Origin of the sequence: Bartonella sp. TS82HLJMH (genome assembly GCF_042193495.1) — a bacterium.
GTDB classification, from domain to species: domain Bacteria; phylum Pseudomonadota; class Alphaproteobacteria; order Rhizobiales; family Rhizobiaceae; genus Bartonella; species Bartonella grahamii.
The window spans coordinates 161159-176218 of sequence record NZ_JBHILU010000001.1; the positions used below are offsets into that span (position 1 = coordinate 161159).

Below are 15060 nucleotides of genomic sequence, written 5' to 3' on the forward strand. Positions count from 1 at the left end.
TTAAAAATCAAAATTTCTATTTATTCAAACTTTATTTTAAACAAAGAAACTTTAGTCGTTTTTTATAATGTTCTTGAAAAGAAATCTTGTAATTCAAAAAAGAAAAAATTACACTGCACATTCTTTAAATATATTTCTTGTTTTTTTGCTTCTTTCCTTAGTTTATTAATCTATGATTTTTACTGCTGCCTATCGTGCTTTACAACGTCTTCTGACCTCGCAATATAGTATTATGATACTGAAAGCATTGGGGATTACTTTTTTCATTCTCGCCATTTTATGGTTATGTGTGCACCAACTTTTTGTGTCTTACTTTTGGCCCTGGATTGCTCAGTTTCTTCCTGGAATCCCTAGTTGGGCGGGATGGATTGGTTTTAGCATGCTTATCATTTTTAATCTTGGTTTGGCTCTTTTGTTGGCGTTTTTGATTGCACCAATCGCAGCTATGATTGGTGGTTTTTTCATTGACTCTGTTGCTGAAATCATTGAAAAAGAGGATTACCCAAACGAGCCTATTGGACAAGCTTTGCCGTTTCGGCGTTCTCTTATCATTTCCTTTAAATTTGTTATTTTAAGCCTTCTTGGTAATGGAATTGCTTTTATTTTATTCTTCATACCAGGTATTAATTTAATCGCTTTTTATGTTATTAATGGTTATTTGCTTGGTCATGAATATTTCTTGTTTGCTGCTTATCGTTTTCGAACAGAGCAAAATGCACGTGCTTTTTTACATACTCATTACACAACGGTTTTTGGTGCAGGATTATTGATAGCGCTTTTTGTTTCGATTCCAATTCTTAATTTAGCAACACCGCTTTTTGCAGCCGCCTTTATGACATATTTACACAAAATGCTTTCCCAAAAGACCATGGAACACATTACACAAAAATAATGTTACTTGACTTTAAGGCTAATAAAACTTGCCAACCAAAGAAAGCATAATATAAAATTTTATGCTTTATCTTTCATTAAAGTAATATATTGATTTACAACGATAATTTATCATTTCACAACATGAGTAAAAAACCTAAATATCATGAGGCTTTCTCTTTTTAATCCTATTCATATTGGATCAATTGAAATCGTTTGTTAATATGTCATAAACGAAGGTGGTGTGTGGATAAAAGTACTTTCAAAAAGGCGTGAAATATCTTTTATGAATCCTCTCAATGCAAACATTATCGTCACATTAAAAACTTGAAAAGAGTATGATGGTATCGATTTATACCTTCTATTTCAGTAAAAATGGAGAGCATAATGTATTTTATACCATTCATGGAGAGTATATACTCTTCTGAGCACCGTCATAAAAGAGTTTCGGAGATTATTGAAAAATGTCTGTGTAAAACAAGTACATGAATGAGTAGTATAATAGCATTTTTGAGGGTATTCTATTTTAATTGTGAAAAGCGCGCGCTTTAAAGAAACCTTTTGAAAAAAATCTTGCTCTGATGTTAGCGTTTCGCTAATATGGTGTTATCATATACATTATCTTAAATGGATTATTTTAGCCTTGTTAACGCCTTATATTATAAGGTTTCTTTTCTTCAAAACTGTCGATACGAATGATTAATTGGATATTCATTTTTATCAAAAAATAAGGGGTTTGTTAACCATCGCAAGGAGTGAATTTTAATACCAAAGTAAAAAAATAAAAACATGTAAGTTCTTAAACTTACGACAAATTTGTTATAGGATATACTCTTCATAGATATGATTGTTATGATATTGGAAAATTAAAAATTAAAAAAACAAGCTATACGTACACTGATAAAAGTATTAAATAGACTCCTTTGTTCCACCGGTAAAGCAAATGTGACTGCTTAGGTTCATATTCTTTCAAATCATGCGAAAGATGTGTAATATTTAAAGGAAGGTTATAAAGATGAACTGGATTACAAATTATGTTCGTCCTAAAATTAACTCTATATTGGGGCGCCGTGAAATTCCAGAAAATCTATGGATTAAAGATCCTACCAGTGGTGAAATGATCTTCCATAAAGATCTGGAAGCTAATCAATTTGTAGCTCCTAATTCTGGCCATCATATGCGTATCAGCGCTAAAAATCGTCTCATGCATTTTTTTGATGATGGTGTTTATACAGCTCTTGAAAATCCAAAAGTTGTAACAGATCCTTTAAAATTTCGTGACGAAAAACGCTATATTGACCGGTTAAAAGATTATCGTTCTAAACTTGGTGTTGATGACAATATTTTAAGTGCACGTGGTACGATTGAAGGCTTACCAATCATTGCAACCGTTCAAGATTTTGCCTTTATGGGTGGATCACTCGGTATGGCTTCAGGAGAAGCTATTATTAAAGCTTTTGATACTGCCATTGCCGAAAGGCGCCCGCTAGTTCTTTTTTCTGCTTCTGGTGGCGCACGCATGCAAGAAGGAACACTCTCGTTGATGCAAATGCCTCGTACAACCGTAGCGATTGAAATGTTGAAAGAAGCAAAACTTCCCTATATTGTTGTGCTGACTAATCCAACCACCGGTGGTGTTACTGCTTCTTACGCCATGCTTGGTGATATTCACATTGCTGAACCTGGCGCTATGATTGGTTTTGCTGGTCCACGTGTGATTCAACAAACTATACGCGAAACCCTACCAGAAGGTTTTCAAAGTAGTGAATATCTGCTCGAACATGGTATGATTGATATGGTTGTATCACGTTTAGAAATGAAAACAACAATTGCGCGTCTTTTACGTTTGATGATGAAACGCCCTGCTGTTTTTAACCCTTCCGATCCATCCCCAACAGACTCTCAAACATCGCTTTCTACAGCAAAAGCAGTTTAAATTTATGCAACAAAGCCAAATACAAAGGGTGGTGGATGATTTACTAAAAAATTATCCGAAAAAATTTGATCTTTCTTTAGAGCGTATTATTCACCTTTTAGAGCGTCTTGGTAATCCACATTTAAAACTTGCCCCTATTATTCACATCGCTGGAACAAATGGCAAAGGATCTGCCTCAGCGATTTGCCGTGCTCTTTTAGAAAGTGCAGGATACTGCGTTCATGTCTATAGCTCACCTCATCTCGTCAACTGGAATGAACGCTGCCGGTTAGGTCAAAAAGGAGGTGGTCAACTTGTTACAGAAAACCAATTGGCTGAGACAATCCGTGAAATTATAAAAGTAAATCGTCAAGAGCCGATTACTATTTTTGAAATTTTTACAGCCGCTGCCTTTATACTGTTTAGTACACATCCAGCTGATGTTGTCATTTTAGAAGTTGGGTTGGGAGGGCGTTTTGATGCTACCAATGTCATTAACAAACCAGCTGTATCGCTTATTATGCCCATTGATTATGATCATGAGAACTTTCTTGGAAACACAATTGCTCAAATCGCTTTTCAAAAGGGGGGAATTATCAAACCAAATGTTCCAGTAGTCATCGGGAAGCAAAATTATGAAGAAACTCTTGCTACTTTAATACCCCTTGCCGATAAAAATAAAGCACCTTATTCTCTATTTGATCAAGATTATCAAAGTTATAAAGAACATGGACGTATGGTTTTTCAAAACAATCAAGGTCTCATGGATCTTTCACTTCCTAACCTTATTGGAGACCACCAAGTTGCCAATGCTGGCGCATCTCTTGAAGCAGTTTGTCAAGCGGGTTTTCAACTTTCAGAACAAACTATAAATGACGCTTTGAAAAATATCTATTGGCCCGCACGGATGCAACATCTTATCCAAGGACATTTGGTTGATCAACTGTCTCCTAATATTGATTTATGGTTAGACGGTGGTCACAATCCTGCTGCTGGAAAAGTTATTGCGGCAGAACTTACACAATGGAGAAAAAAAACAGATCGTCCCATTATTATGATTGCTGGCATGCTCAATACCAAAGATGCTGTCGGTTATTTTCGTTCCTTAGCGAACCTTGTCGATAAAATATATACGATACCGCTGATTAACAATAATGCCAGTATCTCTCCAATAAAATTAGCTGAATCAGCGCAAAAAGCAGGAATCTTTTCTACTCCACAAGCACATCTACAAGATGCTTTGCATAAGATTAGAGCCGAATATAAAGAGGCAATTGTCCTTATTAGTGGTTCCCTTTATCTTGCGGGCGATATTTTACGTGACAATAAAACACCTCCATGCTAGAAATTGATTATTTTAAAGCTTTGAAAGATAGACTTTTTAATCATGCAACTTGATTGTGCACTTTATCAACATCCTAAACTTATTACTGTTTTTGGCGGATCTGGTTTTGTAGGACGACATGTCGTTGAAACTTTGACTAAGCGGGGATATCGCGTTCGTATCGCTGTTCGTTGTCCACAAAAAGCTTATTATATGCTCCAAATAGGAGAAGTAGGACAAACCCAAATGCTTAAAACGGATATCAAGCATCGTGCCTCTGTTGCACGCGCGTTGCTTGGAGCTGATGCGGCAGTATTTTTGCCTGGTAGCTTAAAACAAGCAAATCAATCGAATTTTAAAAACACACAAATTGATGGTGCTTACAATGTTGCTGAATTAACAGCACAAGCTGCTATTCCACTCATCTATATGTCAACACTTGTGGCTAACGAGAATGCTTCATGTCTTTATGCACGTGTTAAGTTTATGGGTGAACAAATCATTCATAACAAGCATCCTCAAGCAATTATTATCCGTCCATCCGTTATCTTTGGACCAGAGGATTGTTTCTTTAACACTTTAGCAGATTTGTCACGTTTTTTACCAATTATGCCTCTTTTTGGGGGTGGGAAAAGCAAATTGCAACCCGTGTATGTTGGTGACGTTGCTGAGTTTATCGCGCGCACTTTAGATGGACAGGTTGCTTGGGGAAAAAATTATGATCTTGGTGGTCCCCAGATTATCACTTTCCAAAATACTCTTGAAAATATACTCAAAATTATTCACCGTAAAAAAACAATCCTATCCATGCCCCTTTCTGCTGGTCTATTGATTGGAGGAATTTTGGGAACTATCGGTAAATTGCCTTTTTTACCAACAATCGTAACAGCCAATCAGATACGTTTTTTACAAATGGATAACATTGTTTCTAAAGAGGCTATAGAGAATGGATATACTCTAGAAGGTGTGGGAATTACCCCCAGAGCAATGGCTGCATTCTTGCCAAGTTATCTTTGGCGATTTCGTCCACATGGTCAATTTTCGCAAAACTTATTCGTCTAGAATAAATTTTTCCAAAACTGAGTTAATTATTTGATTTATAACTCATAGCTCGTTGTTAGCGGTTCTAAAATCAGAGTGCTCAATAGAGTAATGTTTTTGCATTTTAAATGCTCTATTCAGTATCACAAAAAATGTTTAATCGGATATCTATATTATTTTGATAAAAATCGTTGAAAACAGGAGAAAAGCACTTCTTATAAACTGTCTTTATCCAAGAGCAGATGCAACATTGGAATCCTAAAGAACTGATTCTGAATTGCCTGTTCATAAATATGATAACCTATGGCTTTGCAATTATATTATTTTGGTAGAAAGCTTAATAATGAGATTAAAGTAAGGTAATACTTCCTTTTTCAACAACCGCATAAGCGAGTAGAATACAAGTACACTACTTTAATATTATCCCATAAAAAATTGATATAAAAACTGTGAAGCAATGCACAATTTTTATTATTTAAAAGGTATTCTCTTTGGATATTTTTAAAAGCTTTAAAGTTACGTGAAAAGGATAGAGTTTTGTTTATATAATAAGACTTATCATGAAGATCTCTTATTCTGTCAGTAACATCATTACTCAGATTCATAAATGCATATTTGTTGCACAAATTTATGAAGATTTTAAAAGAGCTTTTTCACATAAAGAAGTCCTCTTCTTGTCTTGCATTTTTTTTTAATTTCTCCTACCGTCTTGGAAAAACTTATTTTAAAGGAATAAAGAATGGCAGCTCAAGATTTTGTTGTCAAAGATATTACACTTGCCGCTTATGGTCGTAAAGAACTTGATATTGCTGAAACTGAGATGCCTGGTTTGATGGCTTGTCGTAAGGAGTTTTCCTCTAATCAACCTTTGCGCGGAGCGCGTATTTCTGGCTCATTGCACATGACAATTCAAACAGCTGTTTTAATTGAAACATTAAAAGCGATTGGCGCCAATATACGGTGGAGCTCTAGCAATATTTTTTCTACACAAGACCATGCAGCAGCAGCTATCGCCGCAACTGGTATTCCTGTATTCGCCGTTAAGGGTGAAACATTGGAAGAATATTGGACTTATATAGATGCAATTTTCCAATGGCCAGATGGTAATCCTTCCAATCTTATTTTAGATGATGGCGCTGATGCCACAAACTATATTTTAATGGGAAGTCGTGCAGAACAAAATAAAGATATCCTATCGCATCCCAAAACAGAAGAAGAAGAAATTTTTTTCAAACAAATACAAAAGCGTATGGATGCAACACCAGGATTTTTTACACGACAGCGCGCAGCAATTAAAGGTGTAAGCGAAGAAACCACAACAGGTGTAAACCGTCTTTATCAGTTACAAAAAGAAGGGCTTTTGCCTTTTCCTGCCATTAATGTCAATGATAGCGTCACTAAATCAAAGTTTGATAATAAATATGGATGTAAAGAATCATTGGTCGATGGTATTCGACGTGGAACAGACGTGATGATCGCTGGTAAAACTGCCATTGTCTGTGGTTATGGTGACGTAGGAAAAGGTTCAGCAGCATCTCTTTCTGGTGCTGGGGCTCGTGTTAAAGTAACAGAAATTGATCCTATTTGCGCTCTTCAAGCAGCTATGGATGGCTATGAAGTTGTTAATTTGGATGATGCTGCTTCCAGTGCTGATATTATCATCACGACAACAGGCAATAAAGATGTTGTTCGTTTAGACCATATGCGACAAGTAAAGGATATGTGTATTCTTGGAAATATTGGTCATTTTGATAACGAAATCCAAGTCGCAGCCCTTAGAAATTTGCCATGGACAAATATTAAACCACAAGTTGATATGATCACCTTTCCCGATGGAAAACGCATCATTTTGCTCTCTGAAGGGCGTTTGTTAAACCTCGGGAATGCGACTGGGCATCCCTCTTTTGTCATGTCAGCCTCGTTTACTAATCAAGTTTTAGCGCAAATTGAACTTTTTACCCGTGCAGAACACTATACAAATGAAGTCACTGTTTTGCCTAAACATCTTGATGAAAAAGTTGCACGTCTACATCTTGATCGGTTAGGAATAAAATTAAGTGTTTTATCAGAAGAACAAGCCGCTTATATTGGAGTCACACCACAAGGACCTTATAAATCAAACCATTACCGTTACTAAACATTTCCTTGGGTTAAAAAAGGGAAAGATGTCGTGCGCAGCTTTGGTGACTATAACCCCAAAGAAAAAGCTCAAAAAATGATTCGAATCTATGCGTATATATTTTGCCTTTTTTTCTTTTTTTCTCCAACATGCGCTGTTGCTCAGCCACTGGAAGGTTATCTACCATTTTTCTTCACTTTACTAGATGGTCCATGGCTGCTTTTAGCGCTGTGTGGAGGAATTTCTTGTGCTTCACTTCTCACGTGCCTAGCTGTTATTATGCGTGCAAAAAAAACTGCACAGAAGCCTTTGAAGATAATTCAGGCAAATTTTTCTGAAAAACTTAAATATTATGAATGGCTTCTGGAAGAAACCGAGCAATTCCTTCTTATTTGGGAAAATCCAACAACCTTACCCCGTATCGTTGGTGCCCTTTCTGCATTGCAAAAAACAGGAATCGACCAGAAAGATTTTCAGCGTTTTGAGCTCTGGGTTGAAGAAAATTCTCTGCGAGAACTTGATTATGCATTGACTCAACTACTTTGTAAATGTCACCCTTTTGATCTTTCTATCACCACCACAAACAATGTACTGCTGCAAGTTACAGGAGTCATCGCAGGAACAGTCGCTATTGCTCGTTTTCAAGATATCTCAAAACAACAGAGTGAAAATGCTCGTTTACAGAAAGATATCGCCCGCCTTCTTACTGAACTGAGAATGCAGCGTAATCTTCTTGATCTTATTCAAGAGCCCGTATGGATAAAAGATTGTGAAGGAAAAGTTTGTTTTATCAATCGCGCCTTTAGAGAAATGACAGATTTTCGTGAAGGCAGTGATGAAGTGGGGGATCTTTTCAATGAAAATACACAACGCAAAACAGATGAAACAGAAACAATTTTTCAAGAACATGTTCACACAGTTATTGATGGAGAACGACATCGTTTTCATCTCACACGTATTACAACAGCCGAAGGGATGGCAGCTTTTGCGCGTGATGACAGCGCATATGAAAATCTTGCTCATGAATTAAGTTATGTTCTTCAAAGCCATTGTGAAACACTTGACCAAATTTCAACAGCTGTAGCTATTTTTGATACAAACCAAAAATTAAAATTCTGTAATCATGCTTTTAAAATTTTATGGCCGTTGGAGACTTCCTTTTTAGAAAGTGAACCAAGCCATACATTATTTCTTGAACGTCTACGTGAAAAAGGGCTCATTGCTGAACACCCCGATTGGCGCGCGTGGAAAGAAGAACTTTTTAAAGCCTATCGACAAACAGAATCGAACCAACAAATTTGGAATCTTCCAGATGGGCGTACGGTGCGTGTTGTCTCAAACCCCCATCCACAAGGAGGTGTCACTTGGCTTTACGAAAACCTTACAGAAAAAATTGATCTTGAACGCCGTTATAATACACTTATTAAAATACAAGGTGAAACACTTGATAAACTTTCCGAAGGCGTGGTTGTTTTTGGTACTGATGGGCGCCTTCGTTTATCGAATCCTGCCTTGTCGAAATTGTGGTCCCTTCCTTATAATTTACTTGTCGAAGGGACCCATATTACACAGTTACAAAGCCATTGTTCAGCCTTAACCTTAGGACAAGAATGGGATCAATTTACCAAATTCATTACCGGTTTTGCTGAAAAACGTGAAACATATTCAGGTCGTATAGATCTTAAAAATGATATGATTATTGACTATACTCTGGTTCCTCTTCCCGATGGACAAACGATGCTTACTTTTGTGAATGTTACAGATACTGTTCATGTTGCGCGTGCTCTTCAAGAAAGAAATGAAGCATTAGAAAGTGCTGATCGTTTGCGTAATGAATTTGTCCAACATGTTTCCTATGAATTGCGTACACCTCTCACCAATATTATTGGATTTTCGGATATTTTACGTGATCAAATTTTCGGCTCTATCAATAAACGTCAACAAGAATATCTTGGGCATATTCATTCAGAATCAGGAACTCTTTTAAATATTGTTAACGATATTCTTGATCTTGCTACCCTTGATGCAGGCATTATGGAGTTGGAAATAAAATCAGTTAATATTGCAGATGCTATGATACAAGCAGTAGCACGTATAGAAGATCGCCTTAATGGACGCCATATTACGCTTTTACAACAAATTTCTCCTTCCTTAAATTCCATTTCTGCTGACGAAAAACGCTTGCATCAAATTTTTGTGAATGTGCTGAGTAATGCTATTAATTTCGCAACGGAGGCGAGCACTATTGAATTTTGCGTCGATGAACAAGATGATAATATTGTCTTTAGCGTTCACAATGAAGGCTCTGATATTCCAAAAGACGTCCTTGATCGTATTTTTAAACGTTTTTCTTCTCATTCACACCATGGCGGGCGTGCAGGAGCGGGTCTTGGCCTTTCCCTTGTGAAGAGTTTCGTTGAACTACACGGTGGACATGTTGAGATTCTTACCGGTTCTGGAAAAGGAACAACAGTTAAATGTTTTTTCCCACTTCCCAAAGGAGATAAGATTTTTTAATTTTAATCTTTATTATAACAAAAGTTTTTCATCCATTTCATGGAACTCTTAATGAATTTTAGTTTTTTTCTTGAAAATGAAGAGGCAACAAAGCTTTTTGCACAACATTTAACCCTTTCTTTAAAGCCGGGGGATCTTGTAACGTTGCAAGGAGATCTTGGAACTGGAAAATCAACTATTGCACGTACAATCATCCAAACACTTGCGAATGATAACACTATGGATGTTCCAAGCCCTACTTTTACTCTTGTGCAAAGCTATCAACTTCCACAGTTTGAAATTATTCATGCTGATCTTTACCGCCTTTCTATGGCAGAAGAAATTGATGAATTAGGGCTTCATGAAGCTCGTGAGAAAAATATTTTACTTGTTGAATGGCCAGAAAGAAATACAGCTCTTTTAGAGCTCGCCACTTTTGCACTCACCTTACACTATAAAGAAAATGGGCGTCATGTAACACTCAGATCAGCACGACATTCTATTGAACGTTTGCAACAGTCTTTTGCAATTCGTATATTTTAAAAAACATCGACATGAGCATGGGCATCATCATTTTTTAATTGATAATACTTCAATACGTACCGAAATTTGAGATGATGAACAACATAAAGAAGCCCCTCATGGATGTATCAACCATGAAGATGAGACGAAATACTGACTCTTTTATATAACAATGACATAAATTGCAAAGGACATCCGTTAATTTACAGGAATTTATCAATTTATTTTAGAGAATGTTTTTTGCCTTTCATATTTTTGGTAAAGGCTTCAAAAAAAGTCTTTTGATTCTAGAGAATAGTGTAAGAGAATTTTAAATTGAAGTGGTAACCCTTTAGAAGAGCATTATATAACCTGTAGTGAATTGCTTGCTTCTTTCTGCTTAAAAATTGTGAACTTCAGAAAAGTAATTTGCAAAGTTTTTTCTTAAAATCTCCTTTCATGATTGCTAAGGACGCCAAACAAAAATCTCCTTATTTCTAGATTGATATTGCCTTTTTATGTGTTGAAAGCACTATCCATCTCTATAGTCTTATTCAAGAAGAAAATACCTTTATGAAATTATCATTCACCCAATATTTTTGACGCGCATAAGGAAAGAATTGCCTATATTATTCATACAGGGCAATTTTTTATAAAAAATAGTCAATTGAATCATGCATAAAAGTACGAATTCTTGAATTCATTTAACATTTTGATTTTATTATCTTTTTATTATAATATAATGCAAAAAAGAATGTTTAAAAAAATCAACAGGAGAGACAAAGCTTCTCTCCTTTATAGTGATTATATGTAGAATTAACTAAGCCCATCTTTTATCCATTCAGAAAGACGTCCTTTAGAGGTAGCGCCAACCATATTCGATGAAATATTTCCATTTTTAAACATTAATAATGTAGGGATAGAACGTACTCCGTATTGGGTAGCTAGTTCCGGATTTTCATCAATATTTACCTTAGCAATTTTAACTTGATTTTGCATTTCCATTGAAATTTCATCCAAAATTGGAGAAATCATTTTGCAAGGGCCACACCATTCTGCCCAAAAATCAACCACAACAGGGGTGGAAGAGGTTAGAACTTCACTTTCGAAATTGTCCTTATCAACTTTTATACACGTCATTGATTTATCCTTTATATTCACTCTTTATAGATTGGTATGATAACAATTCATATCAAGTTATTGCAAAGATAAATTATTAAAGGACTTTTTTACACCAGGGATTGTGCGTTGTGTTTGTTTGAGCGATTTTATGAAAGTAAAAAAGCGTAAGGATACTTTGAAGGAAAGGAATAACTTATAAGGCAACTTCACTAAGAAATGCCTCAAGTTTTTCTGGAGGAAGTTTAAAAATTTTGGCTTCTTTACTGTAGATAAGCAGAGCCTGGATATCTTTATCGGGATGAATAGCTTGCAATAATTTTCGATAAAGAGCCATTTGCAACCAGTGATGGGAAGCAATCGCAGCTTCATTTTCTGGCGGGGTTCCTGTTTTAAAATCGGCAAAGATGATGCTGTTTTGCGTGATGTAGAGACGGTCAATTTGACCAGAAATTGCTTGTTCTTTTCCACGAATTTTCACAATACCCATTAAGGAGACCTCAGCACGTGAATGCTCAGAGAAAAGGGGCTTGAGATAAACATGATCTAATATTTTCCAAACATGGCGAAGAGCATCTTCTCTTTGGCTTTCATCCCAATGAGAGGCTTTGGTATTGAGATAGTTTCGAGCATAATCTCGACGTTTTTGTGGGGGACAATCGGGTAAATATTGTAACAATCGGTGAACGAGATTACCATATTCAATGGAAAAAGCTCTGTTTGTGTTCATGGCTCCTAAAACAGGTGAAGTGGTAAGCTGTTTTGGACTTGAGGACAGCTCTGTATCCGCTTCAATGGAAAGGCTCGCCACTGACGGTTTTAACGGTTTTGGTAACACTGGTTCTGCTGGTACTTTATGAGAGAAAAAAGCAGGCAAAAGTGGTAAGGTTTGGCATTCAGCGGAAGAATTTTTTTGGTTTATAGAAGCAGAAGAAGCAGGTGTAATGCAATAACGCCAAGCTGCAATATCTTCCGAAGAATCTTTTATAGCAAGGGCATGCGGTTCGAGGGCTTTTTTTACCAGTTGTAACCATGTATGAGATGGCGTTTTCGGACCTTTATACCCACAAATAAACAAGCGATCTTCAGCGCGTGTCATTCCTACATAAAGAAGGCGCCTATATTCTTCTTCTGCACGCTCTTTTAAGTGTGAAATTGCTTGTTTAGAAAGTTTTGTATCAAACTTTTCATTGGGGCGCCAAATAAAGGCTTGTTGTCCATTCACTTGTGCCTTGTTTAAAGGAACTTTAAGCAAGTGAGGAGCATGCTGAGGATGCCAAATCGCACTACCGGGATCAACTAAAAATACAACAGCAGCCTCCAGTCCTTTTGCGGCGTGAACAGTCATGATACGAATTTCTTCATTATTTTGTTCAAATTCACGTTTAATTTCTGGTTCGCTTGCACTTAATGTTTCTAAAAAAGCTTGTAATCCTGGTAATCCTGTTTTTTGAATAGTGAGCGTATAATCCATAAAAGCATCGAGCACATCATTTGCTTCAAATCCTAAACGAGACAGAATTTTTTGTCGTCCCTTATCATTGTTCAGAATATAGCTATAGAATTCAAAAACCGGTATTTGATCCACTAAAGCACGATAATGGTTCAGCTTTTCAAAAGCATCTTTAAAAGATACCTGCGATGATGTATGCGCGCACAGACTTTGCCAAAGAGAGCCGGTGCGGTGTGCGGCAAGCTGATAGAGTTCCTCTTCACTAAGAGCAAAAAGTGGGCTTTTTAAAACACAAGCAAGAGAAAGATCATCTTGTGGCTGCAAAACAAAACGCGCAAGCGCCATTAAATCACGGATACTAATATGTTTGGTAAGCTGTAAACGATCAGCCCCTGCTACGGGAATATTACGGTGTTTAAGAGCACGGGAAAGAGCTGAGACAAATTGATCACGTTTACGAACCAAGATCATAATATCACTTGCCCGTATTAAGCGTCCTTTTGCTGGAAGCATTTCGCCTTTTTGTAACCAGTCGGCAATCGTTTCAGCAATTTTTTCTGCTAAACGGACTTCAGGTGTATCTAAATGATTAACAGTTGCATGCCAATCTTGAGGAAACTCACTCGTTTCTTTTGAAATGGCATCCCATATAACAACTTCACCCGGACTATGAACCCGAATAGCTTCATGCACCGTTTTTGTATTTTCTGCCAAAAGTCCTTTATAGTTTTCTGGTGTTTCAAAAACAATATCAACACTTTTAAGAACATCCGCTGTAGAGCGAAAAGAGTAATGCAGTTGTATTTTTTCAAATTGCTGATTTGTTTGCTGCACTTTTTTTTGAATGATTCTTCCATTTTCAGCAAAATTTTCTGGAGCTGCACCTTGAAAAGAATAAATAGATTGCTTTTCATCTCCAACAGCAAAAAGAGTCCGTATATTTGTTCGTTGGCTATAACCTGAGAAAAACTCTTGTGCCAACAGTTGAATAATTTGCCATTGCTCAGGATTAGTGTCTTGTGCTTCATCAAGTAGAATGTGATCAAGCCCACGATCAAGTTTATAATGCACCCATTGGCTTGCACCTTTACGCTGTAACAAATGAAGTGTACGCTCAATAAGATCGTCAAAGTCTAAGAAGCCATTAGCCTTTTTTAGATTCGTATAAATTTTGAGATAAACAGCACATAACTGAAAAGCAGCCATATTGAGAGTAGCAACTTTTGCGCATTGATATTTCTCTAAAAGAACAGAAAGCTTGTTTTTTTTATCTTCAAGCATTTGTTGAATAAAAGGCCAAATTTGGTCTGTTTTTTTACGAGATAAATGTGAAAACTTACGCGGCTCACCTTTTATTGTAAAATAAATATCAGAAATAATATTGAGAATATTTGTCTCATCATGCACCTTTTCTAATTGGGAAAGTTTTTCCACCATATCCTTGCAGCTTTGACTGCCATTGGTTTCACAATGGTTAAGAGCATAAAGAGGAAGGCGCGCTGTTTGTTTAATTTGTTCCAGAAGATATTGATTTGTTTCATTGGGCGCTAAGTTAAAAAGCGTGCGCAATTTTTCTTCTCCATTTTCAGATAAAAGAGAAGATAAAAAATCAGACAATTTATGTTGCTTTTCAACTGCCTCATAGAGCAATTGGTTAAAAGTATGTTCGCTAATAACTTGAAGTAACTGTTGCAAAGCAGGTTGTACATCACGACGAGCTAAAAGTTGACGACGGGATTCTTGTCGTAATTTTTTTCGACTGATATCATCGGGAAGTTCAAAATGCCCTGCAATATTGGCTTCTAACATAAATTGATGCAAGAGAGATTCACAAAAAGCATGAATCGTTTGGATTTTTAAGCCACCAGGCGTTTCGAGGGCACGCGCAAAGAGTTGCCGTGCATAAGTTAGTTTTTGCGCATTAACAGTTTTTTTTTCAAACCGTGTTAAGGTTTCTTGCAGCTGTGCATCATCGAGCTCATTCCAACTGGAAAGCGTGCGAAAAATTCGTGATTGCATAACAGCAGCAGCAGCTCTTGTATAAGTAAGGCATAAAATACGTGCTGGAGGCGTACCGTTTAAAAGCAAACGGATAACACGTTCACTTAAAACGTGGGTTTTTCCAGATCCAGCATTTGCAGAAACCCACACGTTTTTTTGGGGATGTGTTGCTGTTGCTTGTGCATCAAGAGCGGCTTCAGGAATAGAAAAAAACGTCATGA

At 36.7% G+C, this 15060-nt stretch carries 9 protein-coding genes; 7 read left to right on the top strand and 2 right to left on the bottom strand.

All coding sequences use genetic code 11. The features are described 5' to 3' along the window. The first annotated feature begins 172 nt into the window (after positions 1-172). The 7 genes from ACFIKO_RS00575 (at position 173) to tsaE (ending at position 10308) form a co-directional block, all read left to right on the top strand. Entirely contained in the window at positions 173-892 is a 720-nt protein-coding gene (locus ACFIKO_RS00575) for a sulfate transporter family protein (protein WP_375619217.1), read from the top strand. A gap of 993 nt (positions 893-1885) precedes the next feature. Next, a complete protein-coding gene (gene accD, locus ACFIKO_RS00580) occupies positions 1886-2806 on the top strand; it encodes an acetyl-CoA carboxylase, carboxyltransferase subunit beta (protein ID WP_375619216.1) in 921 nt (306 codons plus the stop codon). A 4-nt stretch (positions 2807-2810) separates the two neighbouring features. Continuing rightward, entirely contained in the window at positions 2811-4130 is a 1320-nt protein-coding gene (locus ACFIKO_RS00585; protein WP_375673052.1) for a bifunctional folylpolyglutamate synthase/dihydrofolate synthase, read from the top strand. A gap of 42 nt (positions 4131-4172) precedes the next feature. Continuing rightward, complete coding sequence (locus ACFIKO_RS00590; RefSeq protein WP_375619214.1) at positions 4173-5171, top strand: complex I NDUFA9 subunit family protein; 999 nt, start codon at positions 4173-4175, stop codon at positions 5169-5171. A gap of 718 nt (positions 5172-5889) precedes the next feature. After that, complete coding sequence (ahcY, locus tag ACFIKO_RS00595) at positions 5890-7287, top strand: adenosylhomocysteinase (protein WP_375673053.1); 1398 nt, start codon at positions 5890-5892, stop codon at positions 7285-7287. A 33-nt stretch (positions 7288-7320) separates the two neighbouring features. Continuing rightward, positions 7321-9786: a PAS-domain containing protein gene (locus tag ACFIKO_RS00600; protein ID WP_375673054.1), complete on the top strand. Its 2466-nt coding sequence runs from the start codon at positions 7321-7323 to the stop codon at positions 9784-9786. 51 nt (positions 9787-9837) lie between these two features. Further along, positions 9838-10308 (top strand): tRNA (adenosine(37)-N6)-threonylcarbamoyltransferase complex ATPase subunit type 1 TsaE, encoded by a 471-nt coding sequence (gene tsaE, locus ACFIKO_RS00605; RefSeq protein WP_375619211.1) that lies wholly within the window; start codon positions 9838-9840, stop codon positions 10306-10308. A 774-nt stretch (positions 10309-11082) separates the two neighbouring features. Here tsaE and trxA read toward each other — a convergent pair. Next, complete coding sequence (trxA, locus tag ACFIKO_RS00610; RefSeq protein ID WP_375619210.1) at positions 11083-11406, bottom strand: thioredoxin; 324 nt, start codon at positions 11404-11406, stop codon at positions 11083-11085. A 175-nt stretch (positions 11407-11581) separates the two neighbouring features. Next, a complete protein-coding gene (gene addA, locus ACFIKO_RS00615) occupies positions 11582-15058 on the bottom strand; it encodes a double-strand break repair helicase AddA (RefSeq protein ID WP_375673055.1) in 3477 nt (1158 codons plus the stop codon). Between the last annotated feature and the right edge of the window lie 2 nt (positions 15059-15060).